Origin of the sequence: Colwellia sp., assembly GCF_013215345.1 — a bacterium.
Classification (GTDB): domain Bacteria; phylum Pseudomonadota; class Gammaproteobacteria; order Enterobacterales; family Alteromonadaceae; genus Colwellia.
The window spans coordinates 35,710-58,573 of record NZ_JABSOV010000018.1 but is presented as its reverse complement, the minus strand read 5'-3'; the positions used below and the strand labels follow the sequence as shown (position 1 = coordinate 58,573).

Below are 22,864 nucleotides of genomic sequence, written 5' to 3'. Positions count from 1 at the left end.
AATAGCACGCAGTCTAATGAAGCCGTCTTTTACTATGAAAATAATTCCAGCTCTTGGCCTACCCTAAGAGAAAGCCCTTTTAATGCATCTACCAAAACTGCTGTCAGTAATATCAGTACAGGCTCATGGAAACATCATGTTTGGACTCGAAAGACAAATGTTAATAATGGCGAGTTATGCTTATATATTGATAATGTTTTACAGGGCTGTTCGACACATAATAATGGTGAGTTTGCCATTGATGTTGATGCCACGGGCTTTATTTTAGGGCAAGAGCAAGACTCTCTTGGTGGCGGTTTTGATAGCTCACAAGCCTTTTCAGGCTTACTTGATGAAGTTTTACTGTTTGATAGGGTTTTATCAACGACTGAAATCAATGATATTTATACCAATCAAAATGCGGGCAATAATTATGATGGTAGCTCTCGTGAGTGTGATGTATGTGATTCAATTCCTGGTCAGCTAAACGCCGTTGGTATTAGAATTGATGGTAACGGCAGTAATTCTAAGATAAATACTACAACGGAAGCACTAACCATTTATGCTGCGTGGCTGACTGCAGGTTCCCCTACATCTGGTTTAATTGATAGCGGCACATATAATGTCGCTGCAAGTGGCACAAGTACAGTTGACCGGGTAGACTTTGGTGGCTCAAGTCACGATTTTTTAGGTACATTACCCTATCCCGGTGTGGGTGCAGGTGTTAGTGGTTCAGACTTCTTAGTGCATACCTCTGGAACGATCAGCTTGCCCGCAGGTAGTTATACTATTTATGTTGAGGCAGATGATGGTTTTAGTTTTATTATGGATACACTGTCTGGTGATACGGTTTTATTCAATAAATTTGGCAGCTCAACCAGTGGTGAGAGTAATGAATTAAGGTTTGAAAACCCAACTGGTAATTCAAATACTGGAGGATCTTTTACCTTAACTGAAGACTCTATTTTTGATATAGCCGCGATATTTTTTGAACGTAGCGGCGGCGACTATTTAGAGATATCTATTTCAAATGACATCCGCAGTAATGCCGCGCCTTCAGGTTATGAAATCTTAAAGCACGGTGCTCTCAGCTATAAGGTGAAATTTGGAGCTTGTGTTGGTCTCTCACAAATAAATCATTATCAAATAATTCATGATGGCAATGGCTTAACCTGCGCAGCAGAAGAAGTTATCATTAAAGCCTGCACTAATACTTATGACGGTACTTGTACACAAAGTGATGAAGCCGTAACGCTCGTCGTTAAAACTACAGGCTCTAATGTTGTCACTGATACTATCAGTTTTACTGGTGAGGGTACCGCCAATCTTGCATATACAAAATCTGAGTTAACCATTTTATCGATCGAAAGTGCATCGATAATACCAACAAGCCCAGCAGTCTGTTTTGATAGCAGTACCACCAGCTGTAACTTGTTTTTTGCTGACACTGGTTTTAGGTTTTATGAAAATATAGAAACGAACCCTATACCCACACAAGTATCTGCCAAGCCATCAAACATATTGAAGATTCAAGCGATTGAGAAAAATTCTGATACAGGAGCTTGTCAAGCTGCCTTTATTGATACTACTGCGATTGAAATGGCCGCTACTTGTATTGACCCTATTGCGTGTGCGGGCAGCCAAGTGGCAATAAACAATTTAAGCACATCAGCCAATATAGTTACTCTCGATAATAATGCGGTACTCTCATACAGTTCAGTTGGCCTAGATTTTAGTGATGATAAGGTGAACAGTGCTGAGTTTATTTTCACTTATCCTGATGCGGGTAAAATTCAGCTTCATGCTCGTTATAATATTCCAGATGATAATGGCGATCCAAGTGGTAATTATATGCTTGGTTCATCTAATAAATTTGTTGTTCGGCCTTTTGGATTTTTTATTGATGTTATAGATAACCCAGATCCTGTAACAACGGATGAAAATGGTGATATATTTAAAAAGGCAGGGGAAGATTTTAAAGTACAATTAAAAGCGGTTGTTTGGCAAAGTACTGATGATAGCAATGATGATGATGTACCTGATATTGGCGCTGATTTATCTAATAATAACGTAACGGTAAACTTCGGTAAAGAAAACTCACCGGCAACTGCAGAGGTGTCACATGCTTTAGTTGCACCAAGTACGGGTGTACTAGGTGCCTTAACAATAAGTGATACATTTAGTTTTACCAATGGCATTGCCAGTGATAATACAGTTAGCTATTCCGAAGTTGGTATTATTAGTTTTGCGGCTAATCTAAAGGGTAACAGCTATTTAGGAGCCAGTGATGTGCAAGGTAATGAGCCCTATATTGGGCGTTTCACTCCTGCATATTTCGAAATAACTGAAGTCATTAATGGTGACTTAACTGCAACCTGCAGTACTGGTGGAGCATCAGGTCTACTCTTTGCTTATAGTGGTCAAATGTCAGCGACGAATGTTGGTGCTATAGGTTATGAAGTGCTGTTGGGTGATATTCCGGGTATTATTATTGCAGCACGTAACAAAAGTGGTAGCTTGACCAAAAACTATATTGAAGGTTTTTTCAAGTTATCAGAAAGCAGTTATCAGCGCTTAACACCAACTACAGATGCAAGGAGAACTGGTAAGGATGGCAACTTTGTCAACCTACAGGCTCATTTATCTCCCCCCGTCATTACTGATTCTGCCGGTAAGATTACCTATCGTTATGCCAATAACGATAATTATGTTTATTTAAAAGAAACTAACAGTGAAATCAATGAATTTCCTTCTGATATTGACTTGGCAATGACATCAATTATTGATGGAGATGGTATATCAACAGAGGATTATGATGGTGATATTAATAATGGCTTGATAGTCACGCTACACCCGAGAGAAATACCGATTCGCTTTGGTCGAGCTCAGTTGGAAAATAGCTATGGCCCAGAAACGTCTAGCTTACCTCAGCCACTATCCGTGAACTACTTTAAAGATGGTCAATATGTGCTGAGTGTTGATGATAATTGCACGCAGTATAATGCTGTTAATATGAGTTTAACTAATATTGATTTAATCAACTTTAGTTTAGCTCCGCCTTTACCCAATATTCTACCTGCTTTGGGTGAATTTATCTCTGAAGTGTCACCGGGGATCACACGCGCCATTGAATTAACAGCTCCAGGGGCCGGTAATATAGGGCAAGTATGTGTTAGTTACGCTATAGCTCCTTGGTTGCAATATAAGTGGGCCGTTGATGAAGATAACTTACAATGCCCATTTGTGACGACAGATGTTGATGGTTTGTTTAATGATAACCCCTTTTCTGTAGCAACCTTTGGCATTTACCGCGGTAACGACCGTATTATTTACCAACGCGAGATAGCGAAATAAAGTAAGCAAATACTACTAAATTAAAAAATGAGACTTGCGTCTCATTTTTTTTACGCTTCTTTAGGGCTTTCTTTTAAAAAAGCAACACATTAGCTAAATACTAAGGTATGATTATCCGATCTGTTATGCGCATCTTAACAGCGTCTATTTAATTAGCACTTTACAGGACATTTTGAGCTTATGTTTAAAAAAATACGCGGCATGTTTTCTAACGATCTTTCCATCGATTTAGGTACCGCAAATACACTTATTTATGTAAAAGACCAAGGTATAGTGTTAAACGAGCCTTCTGTAGTCGCTATTCGTCAAGACCGCTCTGGTGGCTCTAAAAGTGTTGCCGCTGTAGGCACTGCGGCAAAAGCCATGTTGGGTAGAACTCCTGGGAATATTGAAGCGATTCGCCCAATGAAAGATGGTGTAATTGCTAACTTCTTCGTTACCGAGAAAATGTTACAGCACTTTATTAAACAAGTGCATAACAATAATTTCTTGCGTCCAAGCCCAAGAGTTTTAGTTTGTGTTCCATGTGGCTCTACTCAAGTTGAACGCCGTGCCATTCGTGAATCAGCCATGGGTGCTGGTGCTCGTGAAGTTTACTTAATTGATGAGCCAATGGCAGCCGCTATTGGTGCCGGTATGCCAGTATCTGAAGCAACAGGCTCTATGGTGGTCGATATCGGTGGTGGTACTACCGAAGTAGGTATTATTTCACTGAATGGCGTGGTTTATTCATCATCTGTTCGTCTTGGTGGTGATAAATTTGATGAAGCCATTATTAACTATGTTCGCCGTAACTTTGGTAGCCTAATTGGTGAAGCAACGGCTGAGCGCATTAAACATGAAATTGGTTCTGCTTACCCAGGTGAAGAACTTATTGAAATTGAAGTACGTGGCCGTAACCTTGCTGAAGGTGTGCCACGTAGCTTTACCTTAAACAGCAATGAAATTTTAGAAGCATTACAAGAACCATTAAGCGGTATTGTTAGTGCCATTATGGTGGCCTTAGAGCAAGCACCGCCTGAGCTAGCCTCTGATATTTCAGAGCGCGGCATGGTATTAACCGGTGGTGGCGCTTTATTGAAAGACCTTGACCGCTTGTTAATGGAAGAAACCGGTATTCCTGTCGTTGTGGCTGATGATCCTCTTACCTGTGTTGCCAGAGGTGGTGGTAAAGCCTTAGAAATGATTGATATGCATGGTGGCGACCTCTTTTCTTACGAATAGTCGCTGGAAGTTTTTATTGCTACTTAGTCCAATTACTTCGGTAAAAGTACTCATTGACTAGCGTCAACTCCGTGCTATTGTCTTGTACTTGAGCTAAATGCCTTTGAATAAGTAATTGATCAAATGTAGTTAAAATTTTTTATTCTTATGGTGCTGTCTTACTTTTTCTAGACACCTTTAAGTACGAAAGCCTTACACTTCTACCTGTAACTTTTTATGAACCCAATCTTTAATCAAGGCACATCCCCAGCACACCGACTTATCTTGGTACTTTTCTGCTCGGCGGCCTTGATTTTTTTCGACCATAAAATGGCAAGTTTTGAAACCGCCCGTGGTTATTTACAGTCGTTAGTGAGTCCTTTGCAATATATGGCTAATGCGCCTAAGCAAATGATGACTTGGGCTGCAGAAAATATAGTTATTCGTCAGCAATTGATGAAAGAGAATCAAGCCTTTCGTGAAAATGAACTGTTTTTCCATGAACAAGGGATGCAGCTGAGTATGGTTCGACAAGAAAATGAACGCTTACGCTCATTACTTTCCTCTCCAGTTCGCGATGAAATAAAAAAAATGTTTGCCGAAATCCTCTCGGTAGATAGCGACCCTTATTCCCATCAAGTGGTGATTAACCGTGGTGCTAATGATGGTGTCTACGAAGGTCAGCCGGTCCTAGATGAAAAGGGCATTGTTGGGCAAATACTGCATGTCGGTGTTAGTAGCTCCCGAGTGATTTTAATCAGTGATATTTCTCATGCTATTCCAGTGCGTATTCAACGTAACGGCATAAGGCTTATTGCCTCGGGTAGTGGCCAAATTGATCGTCTTATTCATAACTTTGTGCCACACAGTGCCGATATAAAAGAAGGTGATTTATTAGTTACCTCAGGTTTAGGTGGTAAGTACCCAGAAGGTTATCCAGTATCTCGCGTAGTATTTGTGCGCACCGATGAGTCACGCGAATTTGCCACTATTTATAGCAAGCCAGTCGCGCAAATCGATAGATTACGTTATATGTTATTGCTTTCTAAAGAAGAGTCTAACAAGCAGTCAACATCACCGTCAGTTAATGATGCTAACTCTGCAAAGAGTATTAAAGCAATTGCGGGTAAGTCCTAATGTTTAGTAATAACGGTTTTATTATTCTGCTAACGTTGCTTATCGCCTTGATGGCCAGCATTACCCCTATGCCACTTAGTGTCGATGCTTTTCGCCCTGATTGGGTACTTATTGTTTTAGTCTACTGGTGCTTAGCCTTACCGAATAAAGTAAACATTATTACCGCTTGGGTGATGGGCTTTATTCTTGATGTACTACTTGGCTCTGTGCTTGGCGTTCACGCTTGTGCAATGGCTTTATCTGTTTATATTGTTGTCGTTAATTTTCAAAAAATTAGAAATTTTTCAGTTTGGCAACAGGCACTCATTATTGGTGTACTGTCAGCACAATATCATCTGGTGGTTTTTTGGCTACAACGTTTCTTAAGTGATGTAGTTTTCCTGCCGAATTATTTATATCCAGTGTTAACGACTATAGTCTTGTGGCCTTGGGTATTTTTATTGTTACGCCGTGTTCGTCGTCACTTTCGTATAAAATAACAGTGCATCAAGTAACCATGTTTTAAATGACAATGTTTCAAGTAATCATGCATTAAGTCACTGAGCGCTATCTACTAACTAACAATAAGCAAGTAAGCAGCACATAATCCGACATTTCTTCAAGGGCTAGCTACAACAGCAGTAAATGATTTTTATGACAAACCCTATAGCTAATTCAAAAAATACTAGTCAAAAGCTTATTTTAGCTTCGCAATCACCAAGGCGTAGGGAGTTGTTAGCTCAATTAGGCTATCAATTTACCGTACAGGTCAGTGATATTGATGAGACAGTAGCCGATACTGAAACCGCTTATGACTATGTACTACGCTTAGCCAAGCAAAAGGCGCAACATATACAGAATTTATTGCCTGAAACAGAGCAAGCCAACAGCCAGGTTTTAGGCTCAGATACTTGTGTGGTATTAAATGGCCAGATTTTAGGAAAGCCTGATAACGAAGCCGATTGTATTAAGACTTTATCGCTATTATCCAATAATCAGCACCAAGTATTAACGGCCGTTGCCCTAGCTAGCCAAGCAGGAGTGCAAGGGCAAGTAATTACCACCAATGTTGTTTTTAAAACGCTGACAACAGCAGAGATTAAAGCTTACTGGTTAACTGGTGAGCCGCAAGATAAAGCCGGTTGTTATGGTATTCAGGGGATTGCCGGACAGTTTGTTAAATCCATTAACGGTAGCTACTCAGCTGTAGTGGGTTTACCGTTATATGAAACAGCCCAACTGCTGGCTAAGGCCGGTTTTATTGGCGCAATTAATACCAATCCGTATGAGAAAGTGATCACTTAGCGAGAGTTTAAAGGCTTATAGGCAAGGCATTGATTGTAGGCAATGGTTATTTCCCTTATCAAAATCAATAACGCAGTATATAAGCCTTTAAAACTCGCCCTATGGGAGCACATGGAACACCATGATAACGTCACAAAATAGGCTTGATGTAGAATAACTATAACTACGCCTATTTTGATTGTTCTAATGTCGCCCATGTCGTTCTAAGTAATCACTTCTTTATACGGAATGGTATAATACAAATAATTTATTGAAGTAAGGGTTATATATGAGTGCCGAGTTATTAATTAATGTTACTCCTAGTGAAACACGTGTTGCTTTGGTTGAAAATGGTTCACTGCAAGAAGTGCATATTGAGCGTCAAGGCAAGCGTGGCATTGTTGGCAATGTTTATTTAGGTAAAGTGATTCGTGTTTTACCGGGTATGCAAGCCGCTTTTATTGATATTAATTTAGAAAAAGCGGCGTTTTTGCACGCTTCTGATATTAAAAGTAAACTTATTTTAAATGAAGATAATGAGCAAGTAGCAGATATTCGCTCTTTAGTGCACGAAGGGCAGAAAATTATGGTGCAAGTGGTTAAAGATCCGCTTGGCTCGAAAGGCGCTCGATTAACTACAGATATAACCATAGCTTCACGTTATTTAGTGTTGATGCCTCATTCTCAACATGCCGGTATTTCATTACGCATTGAAGATGAGAAAGAGCGTGAACGACTAAAAGACATTGTTAGCCCCTATTGTGATGAGCAACAAGGCTTTATCGTCAGAACCGCTGGTGAAGGTGCCGGCGAGCTTGAGCTACAACATGATGCCGAGTTCTTACGCAGAGTATGGCAAAAAGTATTAACCCGTAAACAACGTAAACAAACCAAGTTACCTTTATATCAAGATTTGTCATTGTCATTTCGTGTGCTACGAGATTTTGTTGGTATTGAATTAGAACGCATTCGGGTTGACTCTAATCTTACTTACCAAGAGTTGGAGGTTTTTACCAAAGAATTTGTCCCTGAATTGACGCCACTGTTAGAATATTACCCAGGTGAACGTCCTATTTTTGACTTGTTTTCTGTCGAGAACGAAATTCAGCGAGCATTGCATCGTAAAATAGAGCTTAAATCGGGTGGCTACTTGATCATAGATCAAACCGAAGCTATGACTACCATAGATATAAATACCGGCGCTTTTGTTGGCCATCGTAACTTAGCGGATACTATTTTTAGTACCAATATTGAAGCGACTCAAGTTATTGCAAGGCAGCTAAGGCTAAGAAACCTCGGTGGTATTATCATTGTCGATTTTATCGATATGCACAATGAAGATCATAAACGTCGGGTATTACACAGCCTAGATACGGCGATGAGTAAAGATAAAGTAAAATACAGCCTACATGGTTTCTCAGCCCTTGGTTTAGTTGAGATGACAAGGCAACGAACCCGCGAAAGCTTAGAACATGTATTGTGTGGTGAATGTCCACTTTGTACTGGCCGTGGCCACCTTAAAACAGTAGAAACAGTTTGCTTTGAAGTCCTTAGAGAAATCGTGCGGGTAAACCGTGCCCATGACGCAGATAAATTCACTGTCTATGCTTCAAGTGCGGTTAGTGAGTCTTTGGTTAATGATGAATTCCATAACTTAGCTGAAGTTGAAGTTTTTATTGGTAAGGTGATTAAAGTACAAGCCGAACCCATGTATAATCAGGAACAATTTGACGTTGTTATGATGTAATGCCCCAGCACGATTACAACATAACAAATATAGGACTATCTAAGCTTTAATGAGTATTGTAAGCACTTCTAATCGTTGGCTAAATCGCCTTTATAAAACAGTTGCCATCTTATTGGTGCTGTTAGCGGTATTAATTAGTGCCTTTCGTTTATTTTTACCTTATGTGCAGCATTACAAGATCCCTCTGCAAGATTATTTAAACGAAATATCGCAAACGAATATTTCCATTGGCAGCTTAAGTATGACTTGGCAGCGGTCAGGGCCTATTCTTGTCATTGGTGATGTGCAAATACTTGAAACTGAAAGGGCTTCTGTCTTTATTAAACGACTTGAATTGCAAGTCGATTTTTGGCGAACTCTGACAGAACAAAGCCTTATCACTAAAAACCTTATTCTTTCCGGTGCTCAAGTTGATATCTCCCAAAGCTTGTGGCTATCAGCAAAAGAAGACAATATCCCCGAGATCGTTGATACAAAAAATGAAGCCAATGATATTGAAGTTATAAGTAATATTTTTCTGCATAGTATAAAACGCTTTTCTATTCGTGAAAGCCAATTGACGGTTCGAAATAAGGCCATTGCCCGTAACATTGGCCTTAATCAATTAGATTGGTTAAATACCGATGGACGTCATCAAGCACAAGGCAGTGTGGTCTTAAATGGCTTAAGTTCGAATAATTTACAGTTGAAGGTAGATTTGCAAGGAGAGCAGGGCCGTACTTTATCTGGACAAGTTTACTTACAAGCTAATCATATCGATATAACTCCCTGGTTAGATAGTGTTTTAGTACTTGAAGATGATAAAACTAAAACCGATATTAATTTTTCCGCTTGGTTACGTGTCAATAACGGTGAGTATGATCGCTTACAAATAGATATCGCACAAAGCAGCATGAATTGGTTATTTGACCAAAAAAAGCAAAAGCTAGTGTTAGATAACGGGCAAGTATTACTGGTTAAAGGTAAGGCAGAGCAAAGTTTTAAGCTTTATAGTACGCCGTTATCATTACAGTTTAACGAACAAGTACCTCAACAATTTACCGCTATGTTAGCTAAAAAAGGTGATGATTTTTCACTACACCTGTCCGAAATAGATGTTGCTATGTTAGCGCAATTAGCGCCGTTAATCGTGGCGAAGCAAGCAACACGTAATGTACTAGCAGAGATGAGTTTAACGGGTAAAGTTGAAAATCTACATATTCGTAAAGATAATGACGAGCTGCAAATACTGACAAATTTTTCCTCATTCAATAACAACTTTAGTCACGGTATACCGGGCTTAGAAAATGTGTCTGGCAAGCTAAGTTTTGTTGGCAATTATCTATCTGTTGATTTTAACGCCGAGCAGGGTAAGTTAGATTTTGATAAGTTGTTTGTACAAGCCTTTCCCTATCAAGGTTTATCAGGACAGCTCAATGCTGAATTTGATGATAAGGGTTGGGCATTAACGGTTGAAAAATTTGATTTTACTTCAAAAGAAATTAACTTATCGGCACAAATTAAAGTCGAGGCGCCGCTTGATGGCGAAGTGAATCTAGCGCTACTGGCTAATGTCTCCAATGCTAATGCGGGCTTAGTGGGCCGTTACTTACCTTTACCTATTATGAGTGATAACTTAGTTGGCTATCTTAATTCCGCAGTTGTCTCTGGCCGTGTTGAAAATGCCCAGATCTTGATAAATGGTCCTATCAGTCGTTTTCCTTTCAGCGATGGTAGTGGTATTTTTGTCGTTGATGCTGAATTAAGTAAAGCTGAGTTTAAGTTTGTTGAAAACTGGCCAGCCATCACTGACTTTGTTGCTAATTTAAACTTCACTAATAATTCTATGTTAATTACCGGTCGAGCGGGAAAACTGACCGGCTTGGATGTAACCGGTGTGCGTGCAGGCATTGCTGATTTAGCTCATGGCCAAATTTTAACGGTAGATGCAGAGATAAAACCAACAGAGCCACGCTTTATTGGCGATTTGATGAATCAAAGCCCTTTTAAAGATAGCGTTGGTAGTGTCTTAGAGCAATTAAAAGTAACGGGTGAGGTCAGTGGTGAATTTCATTTAAATTTACCACTGAACGATAATGAGCAAGCATTGGCAAGTGGCATTATCTACTTTGATAATAATAAAGCTAGTTTGCAAACACCACAGATGAATTTTACTGAGGTTAAAGGTCAATTAAGTTTTAGTAACGATAAAATTAGTACTAAAAATTTAACCCTTGTTTGGCAAGGCTTACCTATTGCCCTTGATATTTCTGGCATGGATAAAACGGATTATTACGATACTGATATTAATCTTTCTGCTTTATGGCAAGAAGAACAATGGTTGGCTTATGTACCGCAGCGATTACGACGATATACCCAAGGTGAGCTGCCGTGGCAAGGGGATTTATCCTTACACCAGCACCACCAAGGTGGCTTTTCTTACAATGCCAATTTTTATTCTGACTTAAACAAAACTCAGTTATTGTTACCGCCCCCTTATGATCGAAGCGAGAAACAAGAAAATCACTTATCGGTGCAAATTAATGGTCAGATGGAGCAGTCTAAAGTCGTGCTCAATTATGGCGATAAAATGCAATTCTCGGGCTTATTAGATCACGACACTACGGCATTCACTCGTGCTAATTTGATGTTGGGACAAGGCACTATGGCATTGGCAAGTGACGGATTTCATATAACTACTAAGTTAGAGCAAGCTGATTTTTCATTATGGCAACCACTGATCAGCGATATTTTCGACAGTATTAATCAACCCACTATAAGCACAAGTATAACTGCAACTACAGAGTTAGAAGACACCATCCCTTTTTTAGCGAAACCTAAAAGAATAAGAGGCTCAATTGGTCAGTTACAAATACTAGGCCAGCAACTCAATAATGTTTCTTTTAACTTGTTAGATAAGCCAGAGTGGTGGCTATTACAACTCAATGCCAATGAAATTCGCAGCCAAATAAAAATTTATCCAGATTGGCTAGCCCAAGGTTTAGATATCAATGCTGAGTTTTTAAAACTGACACCAGCTAAAAAAGCAGTAGCGGAGATTGAGCTGCCTTTACTAAATAAACAGCCAGATAAAGCGGAAAACGATATTATCTTTGCCAACATTCCGCCAATAAAATTTCATTGTGATAGCTGCGCTATGGGTTCAGTAGACCTAGGGGAAGTTGATGTAAATATTAAGCGCGTTGACCAACAAACCATAGAGTTTACTAACTTAACCGCTAAACGTGGAGCAACAAAATTAAACCTTACTGGTAGTTGGCTTCATAACGAGCAAGAATCGATAACCTCGTTAGCGGGTAATCTATCGGTGGCTGATATAGAGACAGAATTAAAAGCCGCGGGTTATGAATCAATTATTAAAGACAGTGGTGCTAAAATCAACGTAAACCTTAACTGGGCTGGAGGTCTACATGACTTCGATGTTAGTCAATTAAACGGTACTATCAATGGTCGACTTGATGATGGCTATTTAGCGGATGTCAGTGATAAAGCAAAGATCTTTTCTGTGCTAAGTTTGCAATCTTTAGTACGTAAGCTCACGCTGGACTTCCGTGATATCTTTAGTGACGGTATGTTTTACAGTAATATCACCGGTGACTATCAATTAAGTCAGGGGCTGTTAACGACCAATAATACCGAAATGAAAGGTACTGCCGGTGATTTGTTTATGACGGGGCATACTAACTTAGTAACAGGTGAGCTAGCTTATGATATGTCTTATAAACCGAATTTGACCTCTAGTTTACCTGTACTTGCTTGGATAGCTACATCTTTGAATCCAGTGACTTTTCTCGCGGGCGTTGCCATTGATCAAGTCGTTAGGTCTCAAGTTATCTCTGAATTTAAATTTGAACTAACTGGCACTGTGGATAATCCTGACTTCAAAGAAGTTGATCGTAAAAGTAAGAGTATTAGCCTCAAGGGCACAGTGCCAACGGAAGATAAAAAACAAGATGAGTCAAAGGGTGATAAGCCACTAGCAGCTATAAGCAATGAGGTAATTGATGGTTAAATTGACAGCGATACAATTATCATCAGCGGCTAATGTCGCCACCAACCTTGCTAAAATAGCTGAGTTACTTGCTAAAATTACCGCGCCTCCGATAAGGGCTAAAAACGGCAGTACTAACATAGTTAAACATGATGATACTGTTAATGAGCCGGTTCAGAATTTAGTGGTTTTACCCGAGTGTTGTTTATACTTTGGTGGTAAAGACAGTGAACAGCTAAGCTTGGCAAAAGAATCGGCACTCGCGAACGATCTTTGTTTTGCGCTTGGACAATTAGCTAAGCGCTTTAAGGTATACCTAGTCGCAGGTACTGTGCCTATTCTAACGTCTTCAGCTAAAAAATTTACTAACAGCAGTTGTGTCTTTAGTCCTAATGGCGAATTAATAGGGCAATACGATAAAATTCACTTATTTGATGTCAATGTCAGTGATAGTACTAACAGTTATTGTGAATCGCGTTATACCCAAGCTGGTAAAGAAATAAAGGTTGTTAACACCGAATTTGCTAACATTGGTTTATCAGTGTGCTTCGATTTACGCTTTCCTAACTTATTTCAACAGCTAGTAAAAGCTGGGGCAGAGATAATTACCGTACCCAGTGCCTTTACTAAAGTAACAGGCAAAGCACACTGGCAAACATTATTGCAAGCACGCGCGATAGAAAACCAAGTCTATATTGTTGCCGCAGGACAAGAAGGCGTTCATGAAAATGGCCGGGAAACTTGGGGACATTCAATGATCATTAACCCTTGGGGTGAAGTTGAACAGAGTATCGCCACGGGTGAAGGTTTTATTACTGTTGAATACCAAAAACAAGAAGTAACACGTATACGTCAAAGCATGCCTTTGACTACACCTTTAAACACGCCGCTGAATAATTAATTGCAGCGCTTATAATTAAAGAACATAGAAGTAGAGCTTATACCTAATGAATAGTGTTGAAAAATCCTTATTAAGTGATAGTCATATTGATGATGAAGTATTAGCAAAAACCTTAAGAAGCATGATGGGACGAAAAGTTGATTATGCTGATTTATATTTTCAAGCGAGTCAGCATGAATCTTGGGTGCTAGAAGACGGTATTGTTAAAGAAGGCTCGTATAATATTGAGCGTGGCGTTGGTGTAAGAGCAATTTCCGGCGAAAAGACCGGCTTTGCATATTCGGATGAAATATCTCCTGAAGCACTGCAACAGGCCGCTGATGCAGCTAAAGGTATTGCTGATAGTGGTACAGGCGCTACCGTTAAAGCTTTTACTCGTCAATCACCTATTCAGGTTTATCAAGCCGTTGAGCCACTTGGCAGTTTAACCCAAGAACAAAAGATTGATTTACTGCACAAGATCGAGGCACATGCGCGTCAAACTGATAGTCGGGTTAAACAGGTTATTGCGAGTATTTCCGGTGTATATGAAACTATTTTAATCAGTGCCAGCGATGGTACTTATGGTACGGATATCCGTCCATTAGTACGGTTAAACTGCTCAGTGTTAGTTGAAGAAAATGGCAAACGAGAGCGCGCAAGTGCTGGAGGTGGAGCACGTACTGATTACAGTTACTTCTTTGAAGTTGAACCTGGCGATAACAAAGCACGTTACCTGGCTTATGCCGAAGAGTCGGTTAGACTAGCGTTAGTTAATTTAGTTGCCATTGAAGCCCCAGCAGGTACTTATCCAGTGGTGCTGGGAGCCGGTTGGCCTGGAGTATTATTGCATGAGGCCGTTGGTCATGGTTTAGAGGGTGACTTTAACCGTAAAGGTTCGTCGGCTTTTTCTGGTAAAATTGGTCAGCAAGTTACCTCCGAGCTTTGTACCATTGTTGATGATGGCACCTTAGCTAATCGTCGAGGCTCTATTACTATAGATGATGAAGGTACACCTGGACAATATAACGTCTTAATCGAAAAGGGTATCTTAAAAGGCTACATGCAAGATAAACATAATGCCGGTCTAATGGGGGTAAAACCCACAGGTAATGGACGACGTGAATCTTATGCGCATTTACCTATGCCTCGCATGACTAATACTTATATGTTAGCTGGTGAGTCTAGCCCTGAAGATATTATAAAGTCAGTGAAAAAAGGTATTTATGCGCCAAACTTTGCCGGTGGTCAGGTTGATATTACCTCTGGGAAATTTGTTTTTACCACTTCAGAAGCGTATTTAATTGAAGATGGTGTAATAACCTCACCAGTAAAAGGCGCTACCTTGATAGGTAATGGTCCTGAAGCGATGAAACGAATCAGCATGGTGGGTAATGACTTAAAGCTTGATGCCGGTGTTGGTATCTGTGGTAAAGATGGCCAAAGTATACCTGTTGGTGTCGGTCAACCGACGCTGAAAATTGATGAGATGACTATTGGTGGTACCCAGTAATTAGCTAGTTTAATAGTTCAGCAAGCACTATTAATAGTGCTTGCTGATACTTACTGGTTTGCCTTTTAGGCATTAGCTTTTAGGTAAGTGAACAAGTTTTTATAATGTTTACCTAGTTTTTCAGCTTTTTTCTCTTTCGCGGCATTGCGAACTAACTGCTTGATTTTTTGTCGTTCAATTTTAGGAAATTCACTTATTAATGCTTCAACAGCGTCATTACCTTGCGCTATTAATTCATCTCTAATAGTTTCTAAACGGACAAATTTTGCCGATTCTTGTTGATGCTTATTAGCCATAACTTCGATAGCATGATGAATTGGCTCTAGGTCAGTTTCCAATAATATTTTAGCTATATGACGAATGTGGCGACGCAAAGCTTCATGTTTATTGGAGATCTTGTCAGCTAAAACCATGGCATATTTTAGGTCTTCACTTAAAGGCAGACGACTACGCTGATGCTTAGACATGTCCACTAAGCTTTGGCCGAAATCTTGCAGTTTATGCATTTCACGCTTTATTTCGGTTTTACTTTTAAATTCTTCTTCCATTTCTTGTGATGAATCGTCGATATCGTTGGCTGACTGGGGCATAATAATGTCTAATACCATGGTAAAATAAATAATAATTACCCTTATTATATCACTAAATTTATAGGGGCTGTTGATCTTTTGCGGTCAAACCTTGTTCGAGATAAAAGCGTTTTAATCACGGCGAGCGGTATCCAGCTTAGTCGCGCCAAGAAAATAGCTTAATATAATCTCGATAGTTCACAGTACTTAATATGTAAAGTTACTGTTTTAACCTTGTTACTCCTTAAAAAGAAAAGAGAAAGTAGAAACCAATATGACCCCAGCCTCCAAATCGAATGATCTAATCTACCAACAACTCAGTGAAGTAAAAGCACGTGTTGCTACTGTACTTGAACTCGCTAAATCTCTTGGCGCAGATGGCGCTGAAGTGGCAATGAGCCGTCAACAAGGTTTAAGTGTTAGTACTCGCATGGGTGAAGTAGAAAATGTTGAATTTACTAATGATGGCGCTTTAGGTATTACTGTTTATCGGCAGGGGCGTAAAGGCAGTGCTTCTACAGCTGACTTATCCGAACAAGCACTCACTAAAACGGTTACCGCTGCAGTAAATATTGCTAAGTATACTTCGGTTGATGATTGCTCAGGTTTAGCGGATAAAGCACTGTTAGCAATGCAGCCACTTGATTTAGATTTATATCATCCACATGAAATCAGTACCGAAGAAGCAATTGAACTGGCTAAAGAATGTGAGGAAAGCGCCTTAGCAGTAGACCCACGTATTAGTAATTCAGACGGTGCGAGCTTTGATAGTTTTTCTGGCTTTAAAGTCTATGGTAATAGCCATGGCCAGTTGGTGGGCTACCCAAGCACTCGCCATAGTTTAAGCTGTGTGATGATTGCCAGCGATGGTGACGATATGGAACGCGACTATGCCTACACGGTTAATCGAGATTTTTATTTACTTGAAAGTGCAAAAAATATTGGTCTACAAGCTTCGAAAGAGGTGCTATCTCGCTTAAAACCGCAAACAATAGCGACTGGAAAAGTACCGGTATTATTTAGAGCGGATATTGCCAATACCATTTGGGGACACTTTATTGCCGCGATTAGTGGCGGGAATTTATATCGTAAATCGTCATTTTTACTTGATGCCATTGGTAATGATGTATTCCCTAAGTTTTTGAATATCAGTGAAAGACCTCATATTGCTAAAGCGTTAGCCAGTAGCGCTTTTGATAGTGAAGGCGTATTAACCCAAGATAGGGAGATAATTAGCCAAGGTGCATTACAAACCTATTTATTGACTAGCTACTCAGCCCGTAAATTAGGACTAACTACTACAGGCCATGCCGGTGGTATTCATAATTGGTTCGTCGACGCACAAGGTCATGATGGTAGCTTTGATGCTATGTTAAAAACACTAGGAACAGGTTTACTGGTAACTGAATTAATGGGCCAAGGCGTTAATGTTATTAATGGTGATTACTCTCGCGGCGCGGCAGGATTTTGGGTCGAAAACGGAGAAATTGCTTACCCAGTGAGTGAAATTACTATCGCTGGAAATTTAGCGCAGATGTTCAAAGGAATTGTTGCCGTTGGCTCTGATGTTGATTTACGCGGTAGTATCAGAACTGGCTCTATTTTGATTGATGAAATGCAAGTCGCGGGACACTAGTTCCTCTATTGCTAAAATAAAAAGCGTTATCAATGGTTTCATTGATAACGCTTTTTTATAAGTGAGACTAGCTAAATTATTACTAGGTATCCTGTATCAAGTACTAGAAAAACTGTAAATAGATAACAGTTACTAGGTAAGACTTTTTTATGTAAGTAATAACGTTGCTGTTCCTAGGAAAGCAAAGATACCCACTACATCCGTGACTGTGGTAATAATCACACTACCTGCCAGCGCAGGGTCTATCTTCATACGTTTTAATATCAATGGAATACTTACACCAGCAAGTCCTGCGGCAGTCATATTCATCAACATGGCGAAAGCAATAACGCCACCAAGCATTAAATCTTGTTTCCAAATAGCTACGACAGTAGCAATTAACGTCGCCCAAATAATGCCATTTAAAAAGCCAATCGCTACTTCTTTACTCAATAGTGCCCGAGCATTACTGTCACCGACATGGCCTAATGCCATACCACGAATAACCAATGTTAAGGTTTGATTACCGGCAACACCACCCATACTTGGTACTAAAGAATTTAATACGGCTAAAATGGCTAGTTGTTGAAATACACCTTCAAACATACTGGTAACGGCTACAGCCATCAATGCGGTAATAAGGTTAACACCCAGCCACAATGAGCGCTGCTTAGTACTCTTGAGTACCGGAGCAAAGGTATCTGCTTCATCGTCTAAACCGGCCATACTCATCATGGAATGCTCTGCGTTTTCACGAATGATATCGATGACGTCATCAATGGTTATACGACCGAGTAAGTGACCATGTTTATCAATAACGGGGGCAGAAAACCAATCGTGACGTTCAAAGAGCTGAGCAACATCTTGCTCATCCATATCGGCTTGTACCGCTTCAACTTCCGCCTTGATTAAACGAGAGACAATCACATCTGCTTTGGCTGTCACTATGGCAGCAAGTGACACTACACCAATAAAACGATTACTACGATCAACAACATAGAAGGAGTCGGTTGCCTCGGGCAAGTCACCTTTTAGACGCAAATAACGTAACACTACATCAACACTTACGTCGGGACGTAGGGTAATAGTGTCGGTATTCATTATGCCGCCAGCAGTATCTTCTTCATAAGATAATGCCGTTTCGACTCTGCTACGGTCTTGCGAGTCCATCGAATTAAGTACTTCGTTAAAAGTACTGTCAGGTAGGGTACGTAGAACTTCAGCTAAATCATCAACGTCCATGCCTTCGGCAACAGCCGCAAGCTTTTCCGGTCGCATGCTTTTAAGAATGCCTTTGCGGACTTCTTCATTAAGCTCTTCGAGTACCTCACCATGAAAATCAGGATCAATAAGTTGCCAGAGTACCGGTCGACTTTTTGCGGTGGAGGATTCTAATATAAGGGCTAGATCGTAAGCAGGCATGTTCTGCAGCAGTTTTCGTACATAGACGAACATACCACTGCCAAGTGCTTCGTTAACTTGCTGTAGTCTTTTTTGGTTAAATTCTTGTTCTGATATTTCTGGCATAGCGACTCTGCTTCTTTAGTGTATACCCGTTCAACTTGAAGATGCTCGTTTCAGGAAACTTGAGCGAATCATAATAAGGCACATTTATTGTTAATGGCTATTCCCTTAAAAACAAATGTAACAACGAATATGGTTTGCTCAGTTTTCCCTCAAAAGGCTGGTTTATAAACGCTTTATGCTACGTTATTGATTTCGACAAGGGAGCAACCATTATCTTCAATCAATGTCTTGCCTAAAGGCACTTATAATTCCAGCTGAACCCTGCACTTTCAAGTGGAACGGGTATATATTACACAGAAAACCCTTCAAGAGAGTATCGCTGAGGAAATTGGCGATACTTAGGGGTATTTGATGATGAAAAGAAAAAAGCTTTCTTTGGAAAACAGTTTAAGTTTATCGTAACTCAGTGGTTTTATCAGCTTTTTTATCTTGAGCTAGGTGCTGCTTTAGTCGTTTTATGTTATTCGTTTTCATCGAATTTATCAGAAATAAGTTGGCATATTTCAGTTAAAGCTAGCTGCGCATCCTCGCCTTGAGCGGTAATGTTGACGGTTTTTCCTTGGCCACCCGCTAATAGCATCAGCGCCATAATACTACTAGCATCGGCTTGTTTACCTGCCAATTCTAGGGTGATTTTTGCGGAAAACTTTTGGCTTAATTGCGCGAGTTTAGTAGCCGCACGAGCATGTAAGCCTAATTTATTACAAATGGTCACTTGTTGAGATTTTTTTTGCAATACTATTGCGCTCATTGACTATCCGTTTAGCTAGGTTGATTTAATATGAATATCTCTATGATGCGTTTGAATATCTTCGCGCTCTTTACGGAAGTTTTTTGCTAACATTTCTGCGATATAAACAGATCTATGTTTACCACCAGTACAACCAATAGCTATGGTGACATAACTACGATTATTACGTTCTAAATGCGGTAACCATGTCATCATAAAGCTGTTAATTTGCCATATAAACTTAGTAACTATTGCTTGGCTAGCAAGAAAATCTTTGACCTCTTGATCGACGCCTGTTTTACCCTTAAGAGATTTCTCCCAAAAAGGGTTAGGTAAAAACCTTGCGTCAAAAACATAATCAGCATCGGCAGGAATACCATGTTTAAAACCAAACGACTCAAAGACTAGGACCATGGAACCAGTCTTTTTGCCTAAAATCCTTTCCCTAACTAAATCAGCTAGTTGATGAGGAGTCAGCTGGCTAGTATTTATGTATAAACCGGCATTAGTTGATATTGGCTCTAATAATGATTTTTCTAGGGCAATTGCTTGCTCAAGGGCCATATTCTCTTTAATAAGCGGGTGTAAACGACGTGTTTCACTAAAACGTCTGATTAACTCTTTATCGTCGGCATCAAGAAATAGCGTATTAACGTCAACTGCTTTGGGTAAGTAAGCAATAATTTCCGGAATATCTTGCGGGTCTTTAGGTAAATTACGCACGTCTAAACTGACCGCAACGTTTTCATAGTCATTAATTACAGTATGAGTTAATGCCGGAAGGAGATTAATAGGGATGTTATCGACACAATAGTAGCCAAGGTCTTCTAACACGCGTAGGGCAACTGATTTACCTGAGCCTGAGCGGCCACTGACTATAAGTAGTTTCATTCTTGAATTCCGTGTACGTTACTATATGGCATCTATGGTATGACTAGCTTGTTGAATTAAGTTATAGAGGGCTTGATTATCATGGCACCTTCGCACTTGCTTAATCACCTTTTTATCACTAAATAACTGAGCGATACTTTGTAAGGTCTTTAAATGTTCTTTGCAGCTGTTTTCTGGGACAAATAAAGCAATAAAGATATCGACGTTTCTATTATCTATGGCGTCAAAGTCAATCGCTTGCTCGGTTGTTATTAACACGGCGACAGCTTTACTGGTATTAGGTAATCGACCATGCGGTATGGCAATGCCGTTACCTATACCTGTGCTACCCATTTTCTCTCTATTGAGTAGACTTTCTAATAGCTCATCTTGTTCTATATCTCCAACTTGATTGGCGGCGAGTTGACAAATTCTTTCTAGAATGCGTTTTTTACTGGTAACTTTTACATCACAGCTGGTACAGCTGATAGTTAATATTTCTGATAATTGCATAATGGTGTTAGTGGTATTTAGGCGCCCAATAGTGCTAATTCATTTAGCTTAGGGCGCCAGGTTTTACATGCTTTAATTACATTTAAAGCGTTGTTATAGTTTAGTTCAGCTTAGTGCTGAGCTAGCTTACCTTTATACTTAAGGATTTGTCGATCAAGCTTATCAACTAAAGTATCAATAGAGGCATACATATCGCCGTTAACCGCTGAGGCAAAAACTTCACTACCATTTATATGGACATTGGCCTCTGCTTTTTGGTTAAGCTTTTCTACGGTAAGTACGACGTGAATATTATTGATATGATCAAAATGTCGCTCTAGTTTTGAGAATTTAGTATCTACATATTCGCGTAATGAACGTGTTACTTCTACATGATGGCCAGAAAGATTAATTTGCATAAGCATGATCCTTTTATTGTAGTACTCTAAAGTAAACTCTTACGTTGGTTAGACGGCGGTATCGCTAATGATTCACGGTATTTAGCAATAGTGCGTCGTGCCACTTTTATTCCCTGCTCGGCCAATATATCAGCCATTTTACTATCACTTAACGGTTTAGCAGGCGTTTCCGCTAAGATAAATTTTTTAATTAAAGAGCGAATTGCTGTAGACGAACACTCACCACCATTTTCAGTACTAACATGGCTGGAGAAGAAGTACTTCAACTCGAAGATGCCTCTAGGGGTGTGCATATACTTTTGTGTAGTAACTCGCGATATGGTCGATTCATGCATATCAACTGCTTCGGCAATATCGTTTAGTACCATAGGGCGCATCGCTTCAGCACCATGTTCTAAAAAACCTTGCTGGCGTTGCACAATACAGTTAGAAACTTTAAGCAGAGTGTCATTGCGAGACTCTAAGCTCTTAATAAACCATTTAGCTTCTTGTAAGTTAGATCTAATAAATTGACCATCATTGGTTGATGATTTCATTGTTTTAGACATGGCTGCATATTGCTGATTAATAGATAGCTTTGGCGCTGTGTCAGAGTTTAATTCAACCACCCAACGACCATTTTTCTTTTCAACGGTTACATCAGGAATAACATATTGATCATCGCCTTTAATAACAGCATCACCTGGGCGAGGGTTTAAGCTTTGGATCAAGCGCATCACTTCACGCAGTTGATCTTCTTTTAGCTTAGTTTTCCGCATTAACTGACGATAATCTCGGTTACCAAGTAAATCAATATGCTCATTGATAATTAATTTACTTTCTTTTAGGTAAGGGGTATCGACACTAAATTGATTTAATTGAATAAGTAAACAGTCAGGAATTGAGCGAGCGGCGACACCAATGGGGTCAAACATATTAATACGTTTTAAGACCGCTTCCACTTCATCGAGCTCAAGGCCTTCGGTACCAACACTTTCAAGAATATCTTCTGGTGATACTGTTAAGTATCCGGCATCGTCAACCGCTTCAATAATAGCAATAGCAATGGTTTTATCGGTATCAGTGAACGGCGTTAATTCCATTTGCCACAAGAGATGATCTTGAATGGAATCAGTGGTTTCACCTTGATAGGTATAATCATCTGCGGGGCTGCTGACTGCGCCGGTATTGGAAACCCCTGCACTGTAACTTTCTTCCCAGGTAGTATCGATATTAAGCTCTTCTGGGATGTCCTTTTTTTCCATGGCCTCAGTGGTGCAAATTTCGTCAATACTTGCCGGTTGCTCTTCACTGCCGTCACTTGTTGGCAACTCAGTGCTAGTTTCAGAGGTACTGGTTGTAAAAGCTTCTTCGAGGTTGTTTTGTTCACCAGTACTTTCACTTTGAATTTTTTCATCAAGCTCAAGTAATGGATTGCTTTCTAAAATTTCTTGAATTTCTTGTTGTAACTCTAATGTCGACAATTGCAGCAGCTTGATTGCTTGTTGCAATTGGGGAGTCATGGTTAATTGTTGTCCAATACGGAGCTGTAATGTAGGGCGCATCTAGGTTATATGTTTTCCTATTTATTATTCT

At 39.8% G+C, this 22,864-nt stretch carries 17 protein-coding genes; 10 read left to right on the top strand and 7 right to left on the bottom strand.

Features of this window, described 5'->3' with window-relative positions; genetic code table 11:
- The 9 genes from HRT50_RS04065 to tldD all read left to right on the top strand — a co-directional run.
- Positions 1 to 3,333 (top strand): DUF6701 domain-containing protein (locus tag HRT50_RS04065; protein WP_291611591.1); only part of this gene is annotated, 3,333 nt, incomplete at its 5' end.
- A gap of 180 nt (positions 3,334 to 3,513) precedes the next feature.
- Complete coding sequence (locus tag HRT50_RS04060) at positions 3,514 to 4,557, top strand: rod shape-determining protein (RefSeq protein ID WP_291611589.1); 1,044 nt, start codon at positions 3,514 to 3,516, stop codon at positions 4,555 to 4,557.
- A gap of 216 nt (positions 4,558 to 4,773) precedes the next feature.
- Positions 4,774 to 5,673: a rod shape-determining protein MreC gene (mreC, locus tag HRT50_RS04055; protein ID WP_291611587.1), complete on the top strand. Its 900-nt coding sequence runs from the start codon at positions 4,774 to 4,776 to the stop codon at positions 5,671 to 5,673.
- Positions 5,673 to 6,152 (top strand): rod shape-determining protein MreD, encoded by a 480-nt coding sequence (mreD, locus tag HRT50_RS04050; RefSeq protein WP_291611585.1) that lies wholly within the window; start codon positions 5,673 to 5,675, stop codon positions 6,150 to 6,152. Before mreC ends, mreD begins: the two co-directional genes overlap by 1 nt.
- Before the next feature lie 145 nt (positions 6,153 to 6,297).
- Positions 6,298 to 6,957, top strand: coding sequence for a nucleoside triphosphate pyrophosphatase (locus tag HRT50_RS04045; protein WP_291611584.1), 660 nt, complete (start codon positions 6,298 to 6,300; stop codon positions 6,955 to 6,957).
- A gap of 268 nt (positions 6,958 to 7,225) precedes the next feature.
- Positions 7,226 to 8,683: a ribonuclease G gene (gene rng / locus HRT50_RS04040; protein ID WP_291611582.1), complete on the top strand. Its 1,458-nt coding sequence runs from the start codon at positions 7,226 to 7,228 to the stop codon at positions 8,681 to 8,683.
- Between the two features lie 49 nt (positions 8,684 to 8,732).
- Complete coding sequence (locus HRT50_RS04035) at positions 8,733 to 12,695, top strand: YhdP family protein (protein WP_291611580.1); 3,963 nt, start codon at positions 8,733 to 8,735, stop codon at positions 12,693 to 12,695.
- Positions 12,688 to 13,575 carry a carbon-nitrogen hydrolase family protein gene (locus HRT50_RS04030; protein WP_291611578.1) on the top strand — a complete coding sequence of 296 codons (888 nt, stop codon included), beginning with the start codon at positions 12,688 to 12,690 and terminating at the stop codon, positions 13,573 to 13,575. The genes HRT50_RS04035 and HRT50_RS04030 overlap by 8 nt, the downstream gene beginning before the upstream one ends.
- Positions 13,576 to 13,621: 46 nt before the next feature.
- Positions 13,622 to 15,067, top strand: coding sequence for a metalloprotease TldD (tldD, locus tag HRT50_RS04025; RefSeq protein WP_291611576.1), 1,446 nt, complete (start codon positions 13,622 to 13,624; stop codon positions 15,065 to 15,067).
- A 65-nt stretch (positions 15,068 to 15,132) separates the two neighbouring features.
- Here tldD and yjgA read toward each other — a convergent pair whose 3' ends face one another.
- Positions 15,133 to 15,657: a ribosome biogenesis factor YjgA gene (gene yjgA, locus HRT50_RS04020; protein WP_291611574.1), complete on the bottom strand. Its 525-nt coding sequence runs from the start codon at positions 15,655 to 15,657 to the stop codon at positions 15,133 to 15,135.
- A 253-nt stretch (positions 15,658 to 15,910) separates the two neighbouring features.
- On the opposite strand from yjgA, the gene pmbA reads away from it, so the two are divergent.
- Positions 15,911 to 17,272: a metalloprotease PmbA gene (gene pmbA, locus HRT50_RS04015; RefSeq protein ID WP_291611573.1), complete on the top strand. Its 1,362-nt coding sequence runs from the start codon at positions 15,911 to 15,913 to the stop codon at positions 17,270 to 17,272.
- 147 nt (positions 17,273 to 17,419) lie between these two features.
- On the opposite strand, the gene mgtE is transcribed toward pmbA, so the two are convergent.
- The 6 genes from mgtE to HRT50_RS03985 all read right to left on the bottom strand — a co-directional run bounded on the left by mgtE (position 17,420) and on the right by HRT50_RS03985 (position 22,833).
- The gene (mgtE, locus tag HRT50_RS04010; RefSeq protein ID WP_291611571.1) at positions 17,420 to 18,778 is read right to left on the bottom strand and encodes a magnesium transporter; all 1,359 of its coding nucleotides are present in this window, start codon (positions 18,776 to 18,778) and stop codon (positions 17,420 to 17,422) included.
- A gap of 460 nt (positions 18,779 to 19,238) precedes the next feature.
- Entirely contained in the window at positions 19,239 to 19,514 is a 276-nt protein-coding gene (locus tag HRT50_RS04005) for an HPr family phosphocarrier protein (RefSeq protein WP_291611599.1), read from the bottom strand.
- Between the two features lie 30 nt (positions 19,515 to 19,544).
- Complete coding sequence (rapZ, locus tag HRT50_RS04000; RefSeq protein ID WP_291611569.1) at positions 19,545 to 20,399, bottom strand: RNase adapter RapZ; 855 nt, start codon at positions 20,397 to 20,399, stop codon at positions 19,545 to 19,547.
- 21 nt (positions 20,400 to 20,420) lie between these two features.
- Positions 20,421 to 20,891, bottom strand: a complete 471-nt coding sequence (gene ptsN / locus HRT50_RS03995; protein WP_291611567.1) for a PTS IIA-like nitrogen regulatory protein PtsN — start codon at positions 20,889 to 20,891, stop codon at positions 20,421 to 20,423.
- 110 nt (positions 20,892 to 21,001) lie between these two features.
- A complete protein-coding gene (gene hpf, locus HRT50_RS03990) occupies positions 21,002 to 21,289 on the bottom strand; it encodes a ribosome hibernation promoting factor (protein WP_291611565.1) in 288 nt (95 codons plus the stop codon).
- A 26-nt stretch (positions 21,290 to 21,315) separates the two neighbouring features.
- Positions 21,316 to 22,833 (bottom strand): RNA polymerase factor sigma-54, encoded by a 1,518-nt coding sequence (locus HRT50_RS03985; protein ID WP_291611562.1) that lies wholly within the window; start codon positions 22,831 to 22,833, stop codon positions 21,316 to 21,318.
- Between the last annotated feature and the right edge of the window lie 31 nt (positions 22,834 to 22,864).